Source organism: Micromonospora sp. NPDC000442 (genome assembly GCF_042898635.1).
Classification (GTDB): domain Bacteria; phylum Actinomycetota; class Actinomycetes; order Mycobacteriales; family Micromonosporaceae; genus Micromonospora.
On record NZ_JBIAYZ010000007.1, the window covers coordinates 325,027 to 344,284 of the forward strand.

A 19,258-nucleotide genomic window follows, 5' to 3' on the forward strand; every position below is an offset into this window, starting at 1 on the left:
CACCGTCGTCGTAGACACAAGCAAGGACGAGATGACTACCCAGGCTTCCGCGCCGCCCAGCACCAAGTCGCAGGCGCTGCGTTCGTACGATGTCGCCGACTTCCCGGCCCTGACCGGCCTGGAGGAGGAGTGGCGTTTCACCCCGCTCAAGCGGCTGCGTGGGCTGGTCGGTGACGTTCCGACCGCCACTGGCGCGGTGCGGCACGAGTACGCCGACCTGCCCGAGGGCGTGTCCGTGGAGCAGGTCGGTCGCGACGACCCACGGGTCGGCAGCGTGCTCACCCCGTTCGACCGGGTCAGCGCGCTGGCGTACAGCGGGGCCGGGCAGGCGCTGCTGGTGCGGGTGGCGCAGGACGCCGTGATCAGTGGCCCGACCATCCTCCGGGCGGTCGGTGCGGGCGTCGAGGGCCTGGCCTTCGGGCACACGGTCGTCGAGGTGGGCCGGTTCGCCGAGGCGATCCTGGTGCTGGAGCACGTCGGCTCGGCCACCCTCGCGGACAACGTCGAGGTGACGGTGGGCGACGGGGCGAAGCTCACCCTGGTCACCGTGGCCGACTGGGCCGACGACGCGGTGCAGGCGCAGCACCTGAAGGTGCGGTTGGGGCGCGACGCGCGGGTGCTGCACGTCCAGGTCACCCTCGGTGGCGATCTGGTCCGTCAGTACACCACCGTCGAGTACACCGACCGCGGCGGCGAGGCCGAGCTGTACGGCGTCTACTTCGCCGACTCCGGCCAGCACCAGGAGCACCGTCAACTGGTCGATCACACCGTGCCGGACTGCCGCAGCTACGTGGGCTACCGGGGCGCGTTGCAGGGCGAGAGCGCCCGCACCGTCTGGGTCGGCGACGTGCTGATCCGGGCCGAGGCGACCGGCACCGACACGTACGAGATCAACCGGAACCTGCTGCTCAGCGACGGAGCCCGGGCCGACTCCGTGCCGAACCTGGAGATCGAGACCGGCGAGATCGCCGGTGCCGGCCACGCCAGCGCCACCGGCCGCTTCGACGACGAGCAGTTGTTCTACCTGATGGCCCGGGGCATCCCGGAGGCCGAGGCGCGCCGGCTGGTGGTGCGTGGCTTCTTCGCCGAACTGCTGAACAAGATCCCGGTGGAGTCCCTGCGCGAGCGGCTGGGGGACGCTATCGAGGCGCGGCTGACGAAGGCGGGGGCTTGATGATCCGCATCTGCGCCGTCGAGGACGTGCCGAAGGGCACCGTGATCAGCGCGGACGTCGACGGCACCCAGATCGCCCTCGTGCACGGCGAGGATGACCAGTTCTACGCCGTGTTCGACGAGTGTTCGCACGCGGCCGTGGCGCTCTCCGAGGGCGAGGTCGAAGGCTGCACGCTGGAGTGCTGGCTGCACGGCTCCCGTTTCGACCTGCGTACCGGCGAGCCCACCGGGCTGCCCGCCACCGAACCCGTACCCGTCTACCCCGTCGAAGTCCGCGACGGTGACATCTACGTCAGTCTGACGCCGAGCAATGGAGTGACCCGATAATGAGCACCCTGGAGATCCGCGACCTACAGGTGTCGGTGAAGCTGCCCGAGGGTGAGCTCAAGCCGATCCTGCACGGTGTCGACCTGACTGTGAAGTCGGGGGAGACCCACGCGATCATGGGCCCGAACGGCTCCGGCAAGTCGACCCTGGCGTACTCGGTCGCCGGCCACCCGAAGTACGAGATCACCGGCGGCTCGGTGACCCTGGACGGCGAGGACGTCCTGGAGATGTCCGTCGACGAGCGGGCCCGCGCCGGCCTCTTCCTGGCCATGCAGTACCCGGTCGAGGTGCCCGGCGTGTCGGTGGCGAACTTCCTGCGCACCGCCAAGACCGCCATCGACGGCGAGGCGCCGAAGCTGCGCACCTGGGGCGGCGAGCTGCGCGGTGCCATGGAGCGGCTGCACATGGACCCGGCCTTCGCCCAGCGCAACGTCAACGAGGGCTTCTCCGGCGGTGAGAAGAAGCGCCACGAGATCGTGCAGTTGGAGCTGCTCAAGCCCAAGATGGCCATCCTCGACGAGACCGACTCGGGCCTCGACGTGGACGCGCTGCGCGTGGTGAGCGAGGGCGTGAACCGGGTGCGCGACACCGGCGACACCGGCCTGCTGCTGATCACCCACTACACCCGGATCCTGCGCTACATCAAGCCCGACTTCGTGCACGTCTTCGTCGCCGGTCGGATCGTCGAGCAGGGTGGCCCGGAGCTGGCCGACAAGCTCGAGGAGTCCGGCTACGAGCGGTACGCGGCCGGGGCCGGTCCGGCGCGGGTCTGATCTGCGAAGGAAGGGCCGGACACGACGATGACCACCATCGCGATCCCGCCGGGGATGCCGCAGTACGACGACGTGCCCCGCTTCGACGTGGCGGCGGTACGCGCCGACTTCCCGATCCTCGATCGGGAGATCAACGGGCATCCGCTGGTCTACCTGGACAGCGCCAACACCTCGCACAAGCCGCGTCAGGTGCTCGACGTGCTGGCCGAGCACTACGCCCGGCACAACGCCAACGTGTCCCGCTCGGTGCACACGCTGGGCACCGAGGCGACCGAGGCGTACGAGGGGGCCCGGGCGAAGGTCGCCGCATTCGTCAACGCGCCGAGCGTCGACGAGGTGGTCTTCACCAAGAACTCCACCGAGGCGATCAACATCGTGGCGTACGCGTTCTCCAACGCCTCGCTGCGGGCCGACGCCGACCCCCGGCTCCGGCTGGGGCCGGGTGACGAGATCGTCATCTCCGAGATGGAGCACCACTCGAACATCGTCCCGTGGCAGTTGCTGGCCGAGCGCACCGGTGCGACGTTGCGCTGGTTCCCGGTCACCGACAACGGCCGGCTGGACGAGTCGGGCCTGACGGACCTGGTCAACGAGCGGACGAAGATCGTCTCGCTGGTGCACATGTCCAACATCCTCGGCACCGTCAACGCCACCTCACGGATCACCGCCCGGGTCCGCGAGGTGGGGGCGCTGCTGCTGTGGGACTGCTCGCAGTCGGTGCCGCACATGCCGATCGACGTGGTCGACCTGGACGCGGACTTCATCGTCTTCACCGGGCACAAGATGTGCGGCCCGACCGGCATCGGGGTGCTCTGGGGCCGTAAGGAACTGCTGGCGGCGATGCCGCCGGTGTTCGGCGGCGGTTCGATGATCGAGACGGTGACGATGGGCGGCTCCACGTACGCCGCGCCGCCGGCCCGTTTCGAGGCCGGCACCCCGCCGATCGCCGAGGCGGTCGCGCTCGGTGCGGCCGTGGACTACCTCACCGGCATCGGCATGCGGGCGATCCAGTGGCACGAGAAGCAGCTGACCGCGTACGCGTTGGACGCTCTGGGCACCCTGCCCGGCCTGCGGATCTTCGGCCCGGAGGTGCCGGTGGGCCGGGGCGGCACCATCTCGTTCGCGCTCGGCGACGTGCACCCGCACGACGTGGGTCAGGTGCTCGACTCCCTCGGTGTGCAGGTGCGGGTGGGCCATCACTGCGCCCGCCCGGTCTGCACCCGGTTCGGGGTGCCGGCCACCACGCGGGCCTCGTTCTACCTCTACACCACGACCGAGGAGATCGACGCGCTGGTGACGGGGCTGGAGCAGGTGCGGAAGGTCTTCCGGTGAGCCCGGCGACGCAGGAGCCCGGCGAATCGACGGGAGTTCAGCCTGATGCAGCTTGAGACTCTTTACCAGGAGATCATCCTGGATCACTACAAGCACCCGCACGGTCGTGGGCTGCGCGACGCCGCCGATCCGGCCGACCGGGTCGGCGAGGCGCACCACGTCAACCCGACCTGCGGGGACGAGGTCACCGTCCGGGTGGCCACCGACGGTGCGACGCTGCACGACGTGTCGTACGACGGCATGGGCTGCTCGATCAGCCAGGCGTCCGCCAGCGTGCTGCACGATCTGTTGACCGGGCAGGGCGCGGCGGAGGCGTTCGAGGTGCACGAGGCGTTTCTGGCGCTGATGTCCGGTCGTGGCCAGGTCACGCCGGACGAGGACGTGCTCGGGGACGGGGTGGCGTTCGAGGGCGTCGCCCGCTACCCCGCCCGGGTCAAGTGCGCGCTGTTGCCGTGGATGGCGTTCAAGGACGCCGCGGCACGCGCCGGTGTGGGCGCGAGCCCGACGGAGGTGAAGGCATGAGTGAGAACACCGCGACCGAGGCGACCGCGGCGGCCGGCGAAGGCACGGCGGCCGGACCGGTGGCTGACGGCAGCGCCGCGCCGGCTGGCAGCGCTGCGCCGGCCGGCGGCAAGGCCGCCGTCGCCGACATCGAGGAAGCGATGAAGGACGTCGTCGACCCGGAGCTGGGCATCAACGTGGTCGACCTGGGCCTGGTGTACGGCGTACACGTCGACGACCAGAACGTCGCCACCCTGGACATGACCTTGACCTCGGCGGCCTGCCCGCTCACCGACGTGATCGAGGACCAGGCCCGCCAGGCGCTGACCACCGGCCCCGGCGGTGGTCTGGTCAACGACATGCGGATCAACTGGGTCTGGCTTCCCCCGTGGGGACCGGACAAGATCACCGACGAGGGCCGCGACCAGCTCCGCTCGCTCGGGTTCAACGTCTGACAGCTCCTCCGGGCAGGCTCCGGAGTGCTACCTCGGGCGCGGCATCCACCGGATGCCGCGCCCGACGTTTCGCCTCCGCCGTCCGACAAGCGGCGCCGGACGACCGGCATCCGGCCGACGCCGCGGTACCGAGCCTGTCCGGCGGGATCGAGAGGTGTGCCGGCCGGGCCGGAAAATCCGTGGTGCCGGTGCGGCGGGTCACCGAGGATGGCGCGGTGAGTGAGGCGTACCCGATGAAGCTGAGTCCTGTCGCCGTGGCCACCACCGCGCGCCGACAGCGGCTGGCACCGGGCCGCGTCTCGGCACGGCTTCTGTCGTGACCGGCGCGTTCCTCGCCGGTCTGGTCGCCGGTTACGGCGTGGCCGTCCCGGTCGGCGCGATCGCCGTGCTCATCCTCGGGCTCACCGCGCGGACCTCGTTCCGGGTCGGTTCGGCCGCCGCGCTCGGGGTGGCCACCGCCGACGGGCTGTACGCCGGTGTCGCGGCGCTCGGTGGCGCGGTGGTCGCGGGCTGGCTCGCGCCGGTCGCCGGGCCGCTGCGACTGGTCGGCGCGACGGTGCTGCTCGCTCTCGCCGCCCACGGCGCGTGGCGCGCCCTGCGGGTGCGCGGCCCACGCCGTTCCCCGGACCACGTACCGACCCCTGTGGCGCACTCGTCGGCGGGCGGCCCGGGCCGGTCAGGGGCGGCCGAGGCCACCACGGGGTCCGGGCCACAATTGGCGCGGCGTGGACTGGACACACCGGCGCGGACGTTCGTCGGAATCCTCGCGCTGACCCTGCTCAATCCGGCCACCATCGTCTACTTCACGGCCCTGGTGCTCGGCCGGGCGGAACTGGGTGGCTCCGGAACCGCCGTCGCGGCGGTCTTCACTCTCGGAGTGTTCCTCGCCTCGGCCAGTTGGCAGCTGCTCATCGCCGGCGGCGGCTCGCTGATCGGGCGGGTGCTCACCAGCGACCGTGGCCGGCTGGTCACCGCCCTGCTGTCCAGCGCGATCATCACCGTGCTCGCCGTCGGCATGCTCCTCGGTGGCTGACCCGAGCCGGCCGTGCCGTACGGTCGGGTGATGAGCAGCCGACCCGCCGCCGGGGGCGGCCGGTGGGTGGAGGTCGATCCGGACCGCGCCGCTCGCTGGTGCACCGGCTTCGCCGACCGGCACGGCCCGCCCACCGCCTGCGCGCAGGCGTACGGCCTGCTGCTGTCCGCTCCGGACGGTGCCACCGCCGAACTGCACACCCCTCCGGGTGCGCCGGTCGTTCCGGATTTGGACGCCTTCGTGCGGGAGGTCGTCGCGCCGCGCCGGATCGGACTGTTGCTGGCCCGCAAAGGTGCGGTGGCGATGGGGGTCGCCGAGGGGACCCGGCTGAGCGTGCACAAGGTGGATACCCGCTACGTGCAGGGACGTACCGCCGCCGGTGGTTGGTCGCAGCAGCGTTTCGCCCGCCGCCGGGACAACCAGACGAAGGCGGCGCTGGCCGAGGCGGCGGATCTTGCCGTACGCCTGCTGCTGCCGGCGGCCGACCGGCTCGACGCGCTGGTCGCCGGTGGCGACCGGCGGGCGGTGGACACCGTGCTGGCCGACCGTCGGCTCGCCCCGCTGTCCGCGCTGCGCGCCGATCGCCTGCTCGATGTCCCGGAACCCCGGTACGCGGTACTTGTCGCCGCTGTCGCCGCCGCCCGGTCGGTTCGCATTCTGGTCCGCGAACCGCAGACGGAGGCCGGCCGCTAGGACACCGCACGGTGATGGCTGGTTCGTCGCGCGGACACGGGCCCGGTCACGAGTGACCGGGCCCGCTGGGCGTCGGTTCGTCAGACCGCGCCGCTGAACGTGTCGCAGGAGGCCGGATCGCCGCTTTCGTAGCCCCGGTTGAACCACTGCTTACGCTGGTCCGACGAGCCGTGCGTGAACTCCTCCGGGTTCACCGGCCGGTCGGCGCGCTTGGAGATGGCGTCGTCACCGATCGCCTCCGCGGTGTCGATCGCCTCGGCGATGTCCCGCTCGGTGATGCTGGTGAAGATCTTCTGGCCGCTGTCGTCGGCCGTGCCGGTGGCGTTCTTCGCCCAGGCTCCCGCGTAACAGTCGGCCTGCAACTCCAGGCGTACCGACAGGTCGTTGGCGTTTCCCGGGTCGCGTTGCTGCTGGCGGCGCACCTGTTCGTTGGTGCCGAGCAGGTTCTGCACGTGGTGGCCGTACTCGTGGGCCAGCACGTACGGCTGGGCGAACTCGCCCTCGGCGCCGAGCTGCGTGGCGAGCACCTCGTAGAAGGAGAGGTCGATGTAGACAAGCGAGTCGGCCGGGCAGTAGAACGGGCCGACGCCGGAGTCGGCCTGGCCGCAGGCGGTGTTGACGGCCTGGCTGAAGAAGACGGTGCGGGTCGGGCGGTACTGCTCGCCGAGTGCCTGCGGCAGGGCGGTGCGCCAGTACGCCTGGATCGAGTTGACGTAGAGGGTGTTGCGGCAGTCGAGTTGCTCAAGGGCGTTCTCGGCGGCGCAGCGCTGCTCCAGCGCGGCGTTGTCGCCCTGCTCCTCACCGCCGGTCATGGCGTTCAGGCCGAAGCCGCCACCGACGAGGGCCACCAGCACGGCGATGACGATGCCGACGATGCCGCCGCGCCCGCCGCCGATCGGGATGGGGATGCCCATCCCGCCGCCTCCGCCGCTGCCTCGCCGGTCCTCCACCTGGCTGGTGTCGATCCATGCGTTCTCGTTCAGCTCCATGGTGACCCCGATCAGTCGGTGGCTCGTGGGCCGGAACCGGTCCGGTCGGCGATCCGGTACCCGACGATCTTGGTCGGTAATCCGCGTGGGGTGCCGGCCGACGCCGAGTACACTTGGTGCCGTGCTGCGCTGCGAAGGCTGAACGCCCCGCGCCGACGGGTCACCACGATCCGCCGGCGCTTTCGTGTGCCCTGAGTCAGCCCTTCGGATCCCGAAAGCGAGTACCTAAAAATGATCTCTGCTACCGGCCTGGAACTGCGCGCCGGAGCCCGGATTCTGCTGTCCGACACCACGCTGCGGGTGCAGCCCGGTGACCGGATCGGCCTGGTCGGGCGCAACGGTGCGGGTAAGACCACCACTTTGAAGGTGCTCGCCGGGGAGGGCCAGCCGTACGCCGGGCAGGTCGACCGGCGCAGCGCCGTCGGCTACCTCCCGCAGGACCCGCGTACCGGTGACCTGGACGTGACCGGCCGCGATCGGGTGCTCTCCGCCCGGGGCCTGGATGCGCTGATGGCCGGGATGAAGGACCTGGAGGCGCGGCTCGCCGAGGATGGCGACGAACGCCTGGTGCGCCGCTACGGCGCGCTGGAGGACCAGTTCGCCGCGCTCGGCGGGTACGCGGCGGAGGCCGAGGCGGCCCGCATCTGCGCCAACCTGGGGTTGCCCGACCGGGCCCTGGCACAGACCATCGGCACCCTCTCCGGCGGTCAGCGTCGCCGCATCGAGCTGGCCCGGATCCTGTTCCGGGACGCGGGCGAGAACGGCGGCGGGATCCTGCTGCTGGACGAGCCCACAAACCACCTGGACGCCGACTCGATCACCTGGTTGCGGGGTTTCCTCGCCAACCACAAGGGCGGGTTGATCGTGATCTCCCACGATGGGGATCTGCTGGAGTCGGTGGTGAACAAGGTGTGGTTTCTGGACGCCACCCGCAGCGTGGTCGACGTCTACAACCTGGGTTGGAAGGCGTACCTGGAGGCGCGGGAGACCGACGAGCGTCGCCGCCGCCGGGAGCGGGCAAACGCCGAGAAGAAGGCCGGCGCGCTGATGGCCCAGGCCGACAAGATGCGGGCCAAGGCCACCAAGACGGTCGCCGCGCAGAACATGGCCCGCCGCGCCGAACGGCTGATGTCCGGTCTGGAGGAGGTACGCGTCGCCGACAAGGTGGCCAAGGTGCGTTTCCCCGCGCCCGCGCCGTGCGGCAAGACGCCGCTGACCGCGACCGGCCTGTCCAAGTCGTACGGCTCGTTGGAGATCTTCACTGACGTGAACGTGGCGGTGGACCGGGGTTCCCGGGTGGCCATCCTCGGGCTCAACGGCGCCGGCAAGACCACCCTGTTGCGGATGCTCGGTGGCCTGCTGGAGCCGGACACCGGCGAGGTGTGCCCCGGTCACGGCCTGCGACTGGGTTACTACGCTCAGGAGCACGAGACGCTGGATGTGGAGCGGACCGTGCTGGAGAACATGCGGGCCGCGGCGGTCGAGCAGACCGACACCGAACTGCGGAAGATCCTGGGCGCCTTCCTTTTCTCTGGCGAGGACGTCGACAAGCCCGCCGGGGTGCTCTCCGGCGGGGAGAAGACCCGGCTGGCCCTGTCCACCCTGGTCTGCTCGGGCGCCAACGTGCTGCTGCTCGACGAGCCGACCAACAACCTGGACCCGGTCAGCCGGGAGCAGGTGCTCGACGCCATCGCCCGCTACCCGGGCGCGATCGTGCTGGTCACGCACGACCCGGGCGCGGTTCTCGCGCTCAAGCCGGACCGGGCGATCCTGCTGCCCGACGGCGATGAGGACGCCTGGAGCGACGACCTGCTGGAACTGGTCGAGCTGGCATGAGCCGCCGGCGGCGTCACCTATCGGGAAGCTGACATTGCATAGCGTGTCGGTTGGCGAATAGTTGATATCTGGCGCATGATCGTTCGAGACGGTCTAATAGGTGGGACCGTATCCGAACCGCACAGTCTGGGACGTGAGGACACAGCATGGCAGCCACTGGCACAGCCACCAGCACTGAGAAGGGTCGCCGGATCGTCGGAGCCGAGCGTCAGACGCTCGCGAAGGACCTCGTCAAGCGGTACACCGGGGGCGAGAGCATCCGGGCGCTCGCGGCCTCGACCGGGCGATCGTACGGGTTCATCCACCGCGTACTCACCGAGTCCGGGGTGCAGCTGCGGCAGCGCGGCGGCGCCCGGCGCCGCAAGAAGGCGTGACCCGCCCGTCAGCGTCGTCCAGCAGCACTGCCATCACCACCGCGACCCGGGCCGCCTGGTGACCGCCGAGGCGACCGGGGTCCGGCTGGAATGCGACGGGCCGGTCGCCACGGTCACCCTGTGCCGGCCCGACGTGCTCAACGCCCAGACCCCGGCGATGTGGCGCGCGATGAGCGATTTCTCCCGGGAGCTTCCCGGTGACGTGCGGGTGGTCGTGGTACGCGGCGAAGGGCGGGCCTTCTCCGCCGGTCTCGACCTGGCGGTGGCCGGTGCCTCCGGCCCCGGTTCCTTCGCCGAGCTGACCACCCTGCCGGAGCAGGAGTGCGCCGACAAGATCGCTGAGTACCAGGGCGGGTTCACCTGGCTGCACCGTCCGGACGTCATCTCGATCGCCGCCGTCCGGGGGCATGCCATCGGCGCCGGTTTCCAACTCGCCCTCGCCTGCGACCTGCGGGTGCTGGCCGAGGACGCGACGTTCTCCATGGCCGAGGTGACGTTGGGCCTGGTCCCCGACCTGGCCGGCACCAAGCGCCTGGTCGAGCTGGTCGGCTACGCCCGCGCGCTGGAGATCTGCACCACCGGGCGGCGGATGGACGCCGCCGAGGCCGACCGGATCGGGCTGGCCACCCTGGTGGTTCCCACCACCGAGCTGGACGACGCGGTACGTGACCTGGCCGCTGGGCTGCTCGCCCACAACCGGGACGCCGTTGTCGAGATCAAGGCGCTGCTCGCCGGAGCCGCTGGGCGTACCCACGCCGAGCAGCAGCGCGCCGAGCGGGAGGCGCAGACGCGACGGCTGCGGGACCTCGCCGGACGGGGCGAATAGTAAGGACCGTTCGGGAAGATCCGGGTTACTCGCGTGGTTGTCGTAGTCATCGGGAGAATTGACCCGACGGTGTACGACGTCCTGACCCGGAGGTGAGCGTGTCCAACCACATGGCCGCTGGCGGCATGGGCGGTTGGAGCATGCTCCGCTCGATGCGTAGCCAGGACGACATCTCCGAGCACCGGCTGAAGCGCGGTGTCGCCCGCCGGATCGTGGCCTTCGCCCAGCCTTACCGACGCGACATCGTCGTCTTCCTGCTGACCGTGATCGTCGCCGCGGTGATCGGGGTGGCGACCCCGCTGCTGGCCGGCGACGTGATCGACGCGATCACCCGGGGTGGTTCCGAGGCCGGGGCGCTGGTGATCCGGCTGGCCATGTTCATCGCCGCGCTCGCGGTCGCCGACGCTCTCCTGTCGCTGGCCCAACGGTGGTATTCGGCCCGCATCGGCGAAGGCATCATCCTCGACCTGCGTACCCGCGTCTACGACCACGTGCAGCGGATGCCGTTGCAGTTCTTCACCCGGACCCAGACCGGTGCCCTGGTCAGCCGGCTCAACAACGACGTGATGGGCGCCCAGCGGGCCTTCACCTCGACGCTGTCGGGCGTGGTCAGCAACGTGATCCAGCTGGTCCTCACCGCCGCCGTGATGCTCACCCTCTCCTGGCAGATCACGGCGCTGTCACTGGTGCTGCTGCCGGTGTTCATCATCCCGGCGCGTCGGGTGGGCCGGCGGCTGGCCGAGATCACCCGCGAGTCGTACGACCTCGACGCCAAGATGAACGCGACGATGACCGAGCGGTTCGGGGTCGCCGGCGCGTTGCTGGTGAAGCTCTTCGGCCGACCCGACGCCGAGGCGGCCCGCTTCGCCGCCCGCGCCGAACGGGTCCGCGACATCGGCATCACCTCCGCGATGTATTCGCGGACCTTCTTCGTGGCCATGCTGCTGGTGGCCTCGCTGGCCCAGGCCCTGACCTACGGCCTGGGCGGCTGGCTCGCGGTCAGCGGCGAGGTCAGCGCCGGCACCGTGGTGACCCTCGCGCTGCTGCTGACCCGCCTCTACGGCCCGCTCACCGCGCTGAGCAACGTCCGGGTGGACGTGATGAGCGCGCTCGTCTCGTTCGACCGGGTCTTCGAGGTGCTCGACCTGCAACCGGGCATCAAGGAACGACCCGACGCGGTGCGGATCCCCCAGGGCGCGGGGACGGTCGAGTTCCGCGACGTCCGGTTCCGCTACCCGAGCGCTGCCGAGATCTCCCTCGCGTCGCTGGAGGAGGTCGCCGCGCTGGATCGTACGGTAAACGAACCGGTGCTCAAGGGCGTCTCGTTCAGCGTCGAGCCGGGGCAGATGGTGGCGCTGGTCGGGCCCTCCGGCGCCGGCAAGTCCACGCTGTCCATGCTGATCTCCCGCATCTACGACGTGACCGACGGGCAGGTGCTGGTCGGCGGCGTCGACGTCCGGGACGCCCGGCTCGACTCGCTGCGCGACGAGATCGGGGTGGTGACCCAGGATTCGCACCTGTTCCACGAGACCATCGCGGAGAACCTGCGCTACGCCAAGCCGGATGCCACCGACGACGAGCTGTGGGCGGCCCTCGCCGGGGCGCAGGTCGTCGACCTGGTCAGGTCGCTGCCGGACGGGCTCGAAACCACCGTCGGTGAGCGTGGATACCGCTTCTCCGGTGGCGAGAAGCAGCGCATCGCCATCGCCCGGCTGCTGCTCAAGGCACCGTCGATCGTGATCCTCGACGAGGCGACCGCGCACCTGGATTCGGAGAGCGAGGCGGCGGTGCAACGGGCGCTGTCGGTGGCATTGACCGGGCGCACCGCCCTGGTGATCGCCCACCGGCTCTCCACCGTCCGGGACGCCGACCAGATCCTGGTCCTCGACGACGGCCGCATCGTGGAGCGGGGCCGCCACGACGAGTTGGTCGCGGTCGGCGGTCTCTACGCTGAGCTGTACCGCACCCAGTTCGCGGTGGCGGACTCGCCCACCCCGTACGCCGACGCCACCGGCCCGGAGCCGGTGGTCATCCCCACCCGGGAGTACGTCGCCGACGAGGCCATGCCGCCCGCCGCCGCCAACTGAGGGCTGCTGGTCCAGACCGACAGCCGGGCCGCCCGGTTCACCCGAGGGTCGCCGAGTGGAGTTCGGCGAAGGCGGCGCCGAGGGTCTGCGGGGTGTAGTGGGCGTTCAGGCCGCTGGGGTTGGGCAGCACCCACAGCCGGGCATCGGCCAGTTGTTCCGGTTGCGGCCCGAACACCGCCTTCGGTCGAGCGAAGCCGATCCGGTACGCGGTCACCCCGACCACCGCGACCCAGCGCGGCCGGTGCCGGGCCACCTTGTCGGTGAGCTGCTGCGCGCCGTCGACCAGTTCGGCGGCGGTCAGTTCGTCGGCGCGGGCGCTGGCTCGGGCCACCATGTTTGTGATCCCGAGCCCGAGGGCCGGCAGTTTGTCCTGCTCGCTGGGGTGCAGCAGGCGGGGGGTGAACCCACCCCGGTGCAGCGCGGGCCAGAACCGGTTGCCGGGGCGGGCGAAGTGCCACCCGGTCGCGGCGGACCAGAGCCCCGGGTTGATCCCGACGAAGAGCACGTCCAGCCCGACGGCGATGATGTCCGGGATGGTCTTATCGGCCGCGGCGGACAGCTCCTCGCGGCTCGGGCGCGGGTACGGTCGTGGCTGCGGCTGCTCGCGCCCCGGCCGGGACGGGTCGGTCGACCTGCCCTGGGTGGCCCGCCGGTCGCGGCGGGGTGGCTGACCGGTGGTCACAGGCCGCGCAGCGCGCCGCCGTCGACCGGAACGGTGACGCCGGTGAGGTAGCTGGCCGCGGGGGAGAGCACGAAGGCGGCGACCCGACCGAATTCCGCGGGGTCACCGATGCGGCGCAGCGGGATGGCGGCCTCCGCCTCGGCCCGGGCCCGCTCCGGGTCGCCGGAGGCGGCGAAGAGTTCCCGGTTGCGGTCGGTCAGGATCCGCCCCGGCAGCAGCCCGACCACCCGTACGCCCCGTGGGCCGTACTCGTCGGCGACGTCCTTGGCAACGCCGGCCAGACCCGGCCGCAGGCCGTTGGAGATGCCCAGCCCGGGTACCGGGCCGCGGGCCGAGGTGGAGAGCACCAGCGCGATGGCACCGCCGTCGGGCAGGGCGGCGGCGACCGTCCGTACCGTGCGGACGCTACCGAGGAAGACGGTCTCGAAGGACTGCCGCCACTGCTCGTCGTCGACCGACGCGGCGCTGCCGGCGGGCGGTCCGCCGACGGAGACCAGGGCACCGTCGACGCGGCCGAAGTGACGCTGCGCGGTGGTCAGTAGCCGCTCGGGTGTCGCCGGGTCCGCCAGGTCGGCGGTGACGCCGACGGCCCGGTCGGGCCCGCCGAGGCCGGCCACGGCGGCCTCCACCGCGTCGGCGTGCCGGGCGGAGAGCACCACCCGGGCACCGTCGGCCACCAGGCACTGCGCGGTGGCGTAACCAAGCCCACGGGAGGCCCCGGTGAGCACGTACACCCGATCGGTCAGTCCGAGATCCATGCCGATGATCCTGCCCCAGCCCGCCCGGCGGGAAACAGCCCCGGTCCCGTGCCGGGAGTCGGCTTCAGGGACGGGCCGGACGTAGCAGCCGTACCCGGCCGGCGACCTGGACGGCGATCGCGCCGCCGACCCGTCCGAGGGCGGGGGACCGGCGGCGGCGCGGTGCCTGGTACCCGTCGTAGCGGAACTCCGCCTCCCGGACGGCCAACTCCTCGGCGCCCAGTGCCGGCAGGGCGGCGCGGGCGTGCAGCGCACGGGCCAGGTCCCAGCCGTCGCGTAGCCCGCCGCCGGTGGGTCGGTCGGCCGCCCATTCGATGAACATCGTCGACCAGGTGGGGCCGAGCCCGGCGGCGAGCAGCGGCCAGTGCCGGGCGACCTCGCCGGCCCGCTTGCGCAGCAACGCGGCACGGGCAGCGGCCAACGGGCCGGGTGCGAAGCCGGGCGGCGGCGGACCGCCGGCCACCAGGGTCGCGACCAGTTCCGCCTGTCGCGAGGCGAGCGTCGCGGTCGCCTTCTCGACCGGCGTCGCGGCTGGCGTCCCGGTCGGGCCGTCCGGTCCCGCCCCGGCCGTTGTCACGTCACCACCGGGAAGCCGCAGGCGGCGGCGACGGCGTCCAACTCGGTGCGTAGCTCGGCCGCCGCCGGGTAGTGCCCGTCGCGTTCCAGCAGCGCCGCCGGTGGGCGGTGCCGGGCGCACAGCTCGGCGAGCAGCCCCAACACGTCCGGCCCGATCGGGTCGGTGTGCGTGTCGTGGTAGAAGCCGCCACGCTCCGCGCCGCCCGCGACGTGCAGGTACGCCACCCGTTCCAGCGGCAGCCGGTCCAGCAGGGCGAGTGGGTCGGTGCCGCGGTTGCGGGCGTTGGCGTACACGTTGGCGACGTCGAGCAGCAGCAGCGCTCCGGTGCGGTCGAGGATCTCGTTGAGGAACGCTGCCTCGTCGAGTTCGTCGTCCGGCCAGTCGAACAGGGCGGCGATCGGTTCCAGGGCGATCGGCACCGGCAGGTCCGCCTGGGCACGGATGATGTTGGCGCAGATCGCGTCGACCGCTTCGTAGCTGCGGGGCAGTGGCAGCAGGTGGCCCGCCTCCAGGCCGCCGGCCCGGACGAAGGCGATGTGCTCACTGACCAGCGGAGCGGCCAACAGCTTTGCGACCGCTGCCAGGTGAGCGACCCGGGCCGGGTCGACCGGTTCCGCGCCGCCGAGGGAGAGCCGCACGCCGTGCGGTACCACGGTGACGCCGCGTTCCCGCAGCTCGACCAGGTCGTCCGGGGGTGGTCCGGCGGTCGGTACCGATTCGGCGATCACCTCGACGAAGCGCAGGCCGGGCAACTCGGCGACGAATCCGGCGATCTCCGGGCGCCAGCCGATGCCCACCCCGTGCGGGGGGTTCATCCGCCGCACCCACCGCCGCAGCCACCACCACCGCAGCTGCCGCCGCTGCAACTGGCGCCCGCGGTGCCGCCGCCGCCACACCCGCCGGTGGACGTCGCGCCGCCGGCCACAGCTTGGCGTTGAATCTCGGCCTGCTGGGCGAAGGTCGGATCAAGTGCCCAGAGTGACGCGGTGCCGTAGAGAGCCACCGCCATGGCGGCTCCCGTCGCCCCGTAGGTGGCGTACGCCGGGTTCGCGGTGGGTGCGAGGTGCCGGTTGCGCTGGCGCAGTGTCCGCAGGGCGGCCTCGGCTGCCCGGGTACGGCGGGGCACCCGGACGAGCAGCACGGTGGTCAGTACGGCGAGCGCGAGGACGGTGAGCACCAGGTACCAGACCGGGCGGTCGTTGGCGAGCCCGGCGACGATCCGGGCGACACCGAGCATCAGTAGGGCGACCAGCAGCAGCGGACCGTGCCGTAGGGCGGCCCGCCGGTCCGGACCGATCGCGAGACCGCGCTGGTCGAGGCCGTCGCGCAGTTCGGTGACGGCGCGCTCGACCCACTCGGTGCGCCGCACCTCCCGGGCCAGGGTGCGCTGCGTCGCGGCGTAGTGGATGGCCCGGTCGAGTTGGGTGGCGGCGGGCGGCAGCGGACCGTCGGCGGTCAGCCGGCGGTCCGGGTCGACGCCGATCGCGCCCTGGCTGCGCAGCGCGCCGAGCGAGGTCCAGACGGCGAAGTCGTCGCCGCCGTTGAGGTAGGCGACCTGTTGGGGGTTCAGCTGGTCGGCGGGAGGAGCGACCCGGCCGCCCAGCAGCGCCCGGCGGCGGATCAGCACGACGGCGACGGCGATCACCGTAGCCACCAGGTAGAGCGTGATGAAGGTGGGACCGGGAACACCCCAGGTGTCGTAATCGACCGCGAAACCCGTCATGGCCTGCTCCTGTCACGCGAGGGAACGCGGCTTCATTGTGGAGCGGCGATGCCAGCATCCGGCTGCCCGGACGGTCGAGTTATCTTCTCGTTACCTGACGAGGTCAGCGTCGGCGCACCGCTTCCTCGACCAGGTCGAGCACTGCGCCCAGGTCACCGGCCGGTCGGCCCATGGCCAGGTGCAGCACCAGTCCGTCGTAGGCGAGTTCGAGGAACCGGGCCAGCACGTCGATGGGGATGTCCTCGCGGAGTACGCCGGCCTCCCGTTGACGGGCCAGCCGGTCCCGGGTCGCCTCGGCGATGGCGGCCGACCGCTGTGCCCAGCGGGTGGCGAAGGCCGGGTCGGTACGCAGTCGTCGTGACACCTCCAGTTGGCTGCCCAGCCAGCCGGTGGTGTCCGGGGAGACCGCCCGGGCGAGCAGGTCACGCATCACCTGGACCAGTCCGTTGCGGGCGACCGTCTCCACCATCGTGGCCGCGTCGTCCTCGGCGACGGCGAGGAAGAGCGAGTCCTTGTCCCGGAAGTGGTGGAAGATGGCTCCACGGGAGAGGCCGGTGGCCTCCTCCAGGCGCCGCACGGTCGCGCCCTCGTAGCCGTGCCGGGCGAAGCAGGCTCGCGCGGCGGCGAGGATTTCCTGTCGGCGGGCGTCGAGCTGATCCTGGCTTACTCTGGGCACGTGTCGATCGTGTCAGCTCCCCCGGGCTGCCGCAAACCGTACGTACGGCTTGGTTCCGGTAGCCGCGTGCGACCGCTGTCCCGGACCGACACCACCGCGTAACCTTCCGCCCTGTCGGCGAGGTGCCCGATTCCCGTAAGGTGCCCGAGTGCCGCTGCTCCTGCTGGACCTGGACAACACCCTGCTCGACCGGGCCGGGCCGTTCCGCACCTGGGCAGAGCGCTTCCTCGACGGCGTCGGAGCGCCACCGCACGACATCGAGTGGCTGTTGTCCATCGACGCGGACGGATTGACGGATCGCTGGGACGTGGCGGACGCGATCCGGGACCGTTACCGGTTGCGGATCCCCTCCATCGACCTGGTGGAGGAACTGCACGACGGGGTGGTCGAGTTCACCCGGCTGGACCCGCTGGTGGCGTGCGCCCTGCGGATCGCCGACGACGCCGGCTGGATGCCCGTCGTGGTGAGCAACGGCGCGGTTCGGCAGCAGGACGCCAAGATCCGACGTACCGGGTTGGACCGGTACATCGCCGACTGGGTGATTTCCGAGGAGGCCGGGGTCAGCAAGCCCAACCCCCGCATCTTCGCGCTCGCCGCGCAGCGGGCCAGAATGCCGCTGCGCGGCGCCTGGGTGGTCGGGGACAGCCCGGAGGCGGACATCGGCGGAGCCACCGCTGTCGGCCTGCCCAGCATCTGGCTGCACCGGGGGCGTCCCTGGACCGACGCCCGGTTCGCACCCACGACGACGGTGGACACCGTGATCGCCGCCATCGCCGAGATCATGGGTGCCTGAGTCGCGCTAATTCGGTTGACCCGATCGGTGCCGCCGACGAGCATGGTCCGCGCATCGTGCACTCCGGGCGTGCGCCCGGTCGAGGAGAGGGGGTCGGTCATGGCCGTCTTCGCAGGTCACTTCCTGCCTCCCCACAACTCGACCAAGGGATTACCAGCGCCATGCGCGACCAAGACTTTCCGGCGCCCGAGCGCCGTATCCGCGGCCGACGCCGCTTCGACGACGACGAACCACAGTTTCTGAAGCGCGGCCGACCGACCGGCCCCGCTCCCACCGATCCCGACGGGCCCGACCCGGAGACCGACGAAACGTGGTCCTCCTGGGACGACGCGTTGCACGGTCCGCAGCCTCACCCGGACTGGCTGATCACCGAGCTGGCCGCGAAGGACACCGAACTCGGTGTGCTCAAGACCGGCAAGGAGGCCGACGTGCACCTGGTGCGCCGGGGCCTTCCCGGCACCGACCGCTCCTGCCTGCTGGCGGCGAAACGCTACCGGGATCCCCGGCACCGGCTGTTCCACCGGGACGCGGGGTATCTCGAAGGGCGGCGGGTACGCCGCTCACGTGAGATGCGGGCGATGACCGGCCGGACCGCGTTCGGACGGCAGATGATCGCCGGACAGTGGGCGGCGGCGGAGTTCGCCGCCCTGAGCCGGCTCTGGGAGGTCGGCCAGCGCTACGGCACCATCACCGTGCCGTACCCGGTGCAGTTGCGGGGCACCGAGCTGATGCTGGAGTTCCTCGGCGACGCCGACGAGGGACGCGCCGCACCCCGGCTGGCCGAGTTGCGCCCATCCCCGGCCGAGCTACGGGGGCTGTGGGGGCAACTGGTCGACGCACTTGTCGTCCTCGCCCGGGCCGGGTACGCGCACGGCGACCTGTCGCCGTACAACCTGCTGGTGCACGCGGGGCGACTGGCGCTGATCGACCTGCCACAGGTGGTCGACGTGGTGGTGAACCCGCAGGGGCGGGAGTTCCTGGCCCGCGATGTTCGGATCGTCGCCACCTGGTTCGCCGCCCGGGGCCTGCCGGCGGACCTGGTGGACCCGATGGTGCTGACCGAACTGCTGTGCCGCGAGGCCGGTCTGGCCTGACCGGTGGGCTCCGGGTGGTGCTGAGCGCCACCCGGAGCCCTCTGCGGCTACGGGATCCTGCACATCCCGGACCGCCTGGCGCACACCACCGCCGACCCGGCGACCGCAGGGCTGGTGGACGGCCTGCTCGTGGTGCTCGACGCGGTGTCGGCCTTCCTCGGCCGGACCGCGAGGTGCGGGCGAGCGGGATTCACTGCAGATACCGTTCGACCTCCGACACCGGGCGGGCGCCCTGGGCCTCGGGATCGCCGTGGGCCTGCCGAGCGGCGCGGCGGCGGCGCAGCAGATCCCAGCACTGGTCGAGGGACTCCTCCAGCTCACGCAGGCGGGTACGGGCCTCGTCGTCGGTGCCCGTCTCGTGGGTCTGGGCCGCTGCGCGCAGCCGGTGCTCCTCGTCAACCAGATCCGAGATCCGGTTCAGAATGGTCTTGTCGTCCATGTCCCTGAGCCTGGCACAGCGGGACCGACCACGGCTCGTATTCCCGTCGGCGAATCGCACGGACGGGCCACGTGCCCCGGCGGTCACCCACCGCCGCTCATCGTACGGGCGGTGGGT

Annotated in this window: 22 protein-coding genes; 14 read left to right on the forward strand and 8 right to left on the reverse strand. The window is 71.6% G+C overall.

What is annotated here, in order from left to right:
• Window positions 1-31 precede the first annotated feature (31 nt).
• The 8 genes from sufD to ACFY2A_RS14510 all read left to right on the forward strand — a co-directional run bounded on the left by sufD (window position 32) and on the right by ACFY2A_RS14510 (window position 6,287).
• Window positions 32-1,174, forward strand: coding sequence for a Fe-S cluster assembly protein SufD (gene sufD, locus ACFY2A_RS14475; RefSeq protein WP_363924921.1), 1,143 nt, complete (start codon window positions 32-34; stop codon window positions 1,172-1,174).
• On the forward strand, window positions 1,174-1,500 hold the full coding sequence (locus tag ACFY2A_RS14480) for a non-heme iron oxygenase ferredoxin subunit (protein WP_204023265.1): 327 nt from the start codon (window positions 1,174-1,176) through the stop codon (window positions 1,498-1,500). Before sufD ends, ACFY2A_RS14480 begins: the two co-directional genes overlap by 1 nt.
• Window positions 1,500-2,273: a Fe-S cluster assembly ATPase SufC gene (gene sufC / locus ACFY2A_RS14485; RefSeq protein ID WP_093401436.1), complete on the forward strand. Its 774-nt coding sequence runs from the start codon at window positions 1,500-1,502 to the stop codon at window positions 2,271-2,273. The genes ACFY2A_RS14480 and sufC overlap by 1 nt, the downstream gene beginning before the upstream one ends.
• Before the next feature lie 27 nt (window positions 2,274-2,300).
• Window positions 2,301-3,605, forward strand: a complete 1,305-nt coding sequence (locus tag ACFY2A_RS14490) for a cysteine desulfurase (RefSeq protein WP_387171695.1) — start codon at window positions 2,301-2,303, stop codon at window positions 3,603-3,605.
• A gap of 45 nt (window positions 3,606-3,650) precedes the next feature.
• Window positions 3,651-4,127 carry a Fe-S cluster assembly sulfur transfer protein SufU gene (gene sufU / locus ACFY2A_RS14495; RefSeq protein ID WP_387171697.1) on the forward strand — a complete coding sequence of 159 codons (477 nt, stop codon included), beginning with the start codon at window positions 3,651-3,653 and terminating at the stop codon, window positions 4,125-4,127.
• Entirely contained in the window at window positions 4,124-4,561 is a 438-nt protein-coding gene (locus ACFY2A_RS14500) for a metal-sulfur cluster assembly factor (RefSeq protein WP_387171699.1), read from the forward strand. Before sufU ends, ACFY2A_RS14500 begins: the two co-directional genes overlap by 4 nt.
• A 316-nt stretch (window positions 4,562-4,877) precedes the next feature.
• Window positions 4,878-5,594, forward strand: coding sequence for a LysE/ArgO family amino acid transporter (locus ACFY2A_RS14505; protein ID WP_387171701.1), 717 nt, complete (start codon window positions 4,878-4,880; stop codon window positions 5,592-5,594).
• Between the two features lie 30 nt (window positions 5,595-5,624).
• On the forward strand, window positions 5,625-6,287 hold the full coding sequence (locus tag ACFY2A_RS14510) for an acVLRF1 family peptidyl-tRNA hydrolase (protein ID WP_387171703.1): 663 nt from the start codon (window positions 5,625-5,627) through the stop codon (window positions 6,285-6,287).
• Between the two features lie 80 nt (window positions 6,288-6,367).
• Here the strand turns inward: ACFY2A_RS14510 and ACFY2A_RS14515 are convergent, their stop codons facing one another.
• A complete protein-coding gene (locus tag ACFY2A_RS14515) occupies window positions 6,368-7,276 on the reverse strand; it encodes a neutral zinc metallopeptidase (RefSeq protein ID WP_387171705.1) in 909 nt (302 codons plus the stop codon).
• A gap of 231 nt (window positions 7,277-7,507) precedes the next feature.
• Between ACFY2A_RS14515 and ACFY2A_RS14520 the strand changes: the two genes are divergently transcribed.
• From ACFY2A_RS14520 to ACFY2A_RS14535, 4 genes are all read left to right on the forward strand, one after another.
• Window positions 7,508-9,112: an ABC-F family ATP-binding cassette domain-containing protein gene (locus tag ACFY2A_RS14520; RefSeq protein WP_387171707.1), complete on the forward strand. Its 1,605-nt coding sequence runs from the start codon at window positions 7,508-7,510 to the stop codon at window positions 9,110-9,112.
• Window positions 9,113-9,258: 146 nt separating this feature from the next.
• Window positions 9,259-9,486 (forward strand): helix-turn-helix domain-containing protein, encoded by a 228-nt coding sequence (locus ACFY2A_RS14525; protein WP_007072022.1) that lies wholly within the window; start codon window positions 9,259-9,261, stop codon window positions 9,484-9,486.
• A gap of 58 nt (window positions 9,487-9,544) precedes the next feature.
• Window positions 9,545-10,312, forward strand: a complete 768-nt coding sequence (locus ACFY2A_RS14530) for an enoyl-CoA hydratase/isomerase family protein (protein ID WP_387171709.1) — start codon at window positions 9,545-9,547, stop codon at window positions 10,310-10,312.
• A gap of 110 nt (window positions 10,313-10,422) precedes the next feature.
• On the forward strand, window positions 10,423-12,399 hold the full coding sequence (locus ACFY2A_RS14535; RefSeq protein ID WP_387171775.1) for an ABC transporter ATP-binding protein: 1,977 nt from the start codon (window positions 10,423-10,425) through the stop codon (window positions 12,397-12,399).
• A gap of 37 nt (window positions 12,400-12,436) precedes the next feature.
• Here ACFY2A_RS14535 and mug read toward each other — a convergent pair whose 3' ends face one another.
• The 6 genes from mug to ACFY2A_RS14565 all read right to left on the reverse strand — a co-directional run bounded on the left by mug (window position 12,437) and on the right by ACFY2A_RS14565 (window position 16,815).
• Window positions 12,437-13,081 (reverse strand): G/U mismatch-specific DNA glycosylase, encoded by a 645-nt coding sequence (gene mug / locus ACFY2A_RS14540; RefSeq protein ID WP_387171711.1) that lies wholly within the window; start codon window positions 13,079-13,081, stop codon window positions 12,437-12,439.
• Window positions 13,078-13,839 carry an SDR family oxidoreductase gene (locus tag ACFY2A_RS14545; RefSeq protein ID WP_363924912.1) on the reverse strand — a complete coding sequence of 254 codons (762 nt, stop codon included), beginning with the start codon at window positions 13,837-13,839 and terminating at the stop codon, window positions 13,078-13,080. Before ACFY2A_RS14545 ends, mug begins: the two co-directional genes overlap by 4 nt.
• Window positions 13,840-13,903: 64 nt before the next feature.
• Window positions 13,904-14,416 (reverse strand): hypothetical protein, encoded by a 513-nt coding sequence (locus tag ACFY2A_RS14550; RefSeq protein ID WP_387171714.1) that lies wholly within the window; start codon window positions 14,414-14,416, stop codon window positions 13,904-13,906.
• Window positions 14,413-15,231 carry a DUF692 domain-containing protein gene (locus tag ACFY2A_RS14555; protein ID WP_387171716.1) on the reverse strand — a complete coding sequence of 273 codons (819 nt, stop codon included), beginning with the start codon at window positions 15,229-15,231 and terminating at the stop codon, window positions 14,413-14,415. The genes ACFY2A_RS14550 and ACFY2A_RS14555 overlap by 4 nt, the downstream gene beginning before the upstream one ends.
• On the reverse strand, window positions 15,228-16,139 hold the full coding sequence (locus tag ACFY2A_RS14560) for a TIGR04222 domain-containing membrane protein (protein ID WP_387171718.1): 912 nt from the start codon (window positions 16,137-16,139) through the stop codon (window positions 15,228-15,230). Before ACFY2A_RS14560 ends, ACFY2A_RS14555 begins: the two co-directional genes overlap by 4 nt.
• A 103-nt stretch (window positions 16,140-16,242) precedes the next feature.
• The gene (locus ACFY2A_RS14565; RefSeq protein WP_281563778.1) at window positions 16,243-16,815 is read right to left on the reverse strand and encodes a TetR/AcrR family transcriptional regulator; all 573 of its coding nucleotides are present in this window, start codon (window positions 16,813-16,815) and stop codon (window positions 16,243-16,245) included.
• 148 nt (window positions 16,816-16,963) lie between these two features.
• Between ACFY2A_RS14565 and ACFY2A_RS14570 the strand changes: the two genes are divergently transcribed.
• Together ACFY2A_RS14570 and ACFY2A_RS14575 are read left to right on the forward strand one after the other, a co-directional pair.
• The gene (locus ACFY2A_RS14570) at window positions 16,964-17,608 is read left to right on the forward strand and encodes an HAD family hydrolase (protein WP_387171721.1); all 645 of its coding nucleotides are present in this window, start codon (window positions 16,964-16,966) and stop codon (window positions 17,606-17,608) included.
• Between the two features lie 161 nt (window positions 17,609-17,769).
• Complete coding sequence (locus ACFY2A_RS14575; RefSeq protein ID WP_387171723.1) at window positions 17,770-18,702, forward strand: serine protein kinase RIO; 933 nt, start codon at window positions 17,770-17,772, stop codon at window positions 18,700-18,702.
• 190 nt (window positions 18,703-18,892) lie between these two features.
• On the opposite strand, the gene ACFY2A_RS14580 is transcribed toward ACFY2A_RS14575, so the two are convergent.
• The gene (locus tag ACFY2A_RS14580) at window positions 18,893-19,141 is read right to left on the reverse strand and encodes a DUF2630 family protein (protein WP_387171725.1); all 249 of its coding nucleotides are present in this window, start codon (window positions 19,139-19,141) and stop codon (window positions 18,893-18,895) included.
• Window positions 19,142-19,258 lie beyond the last annotated feature (117 nt).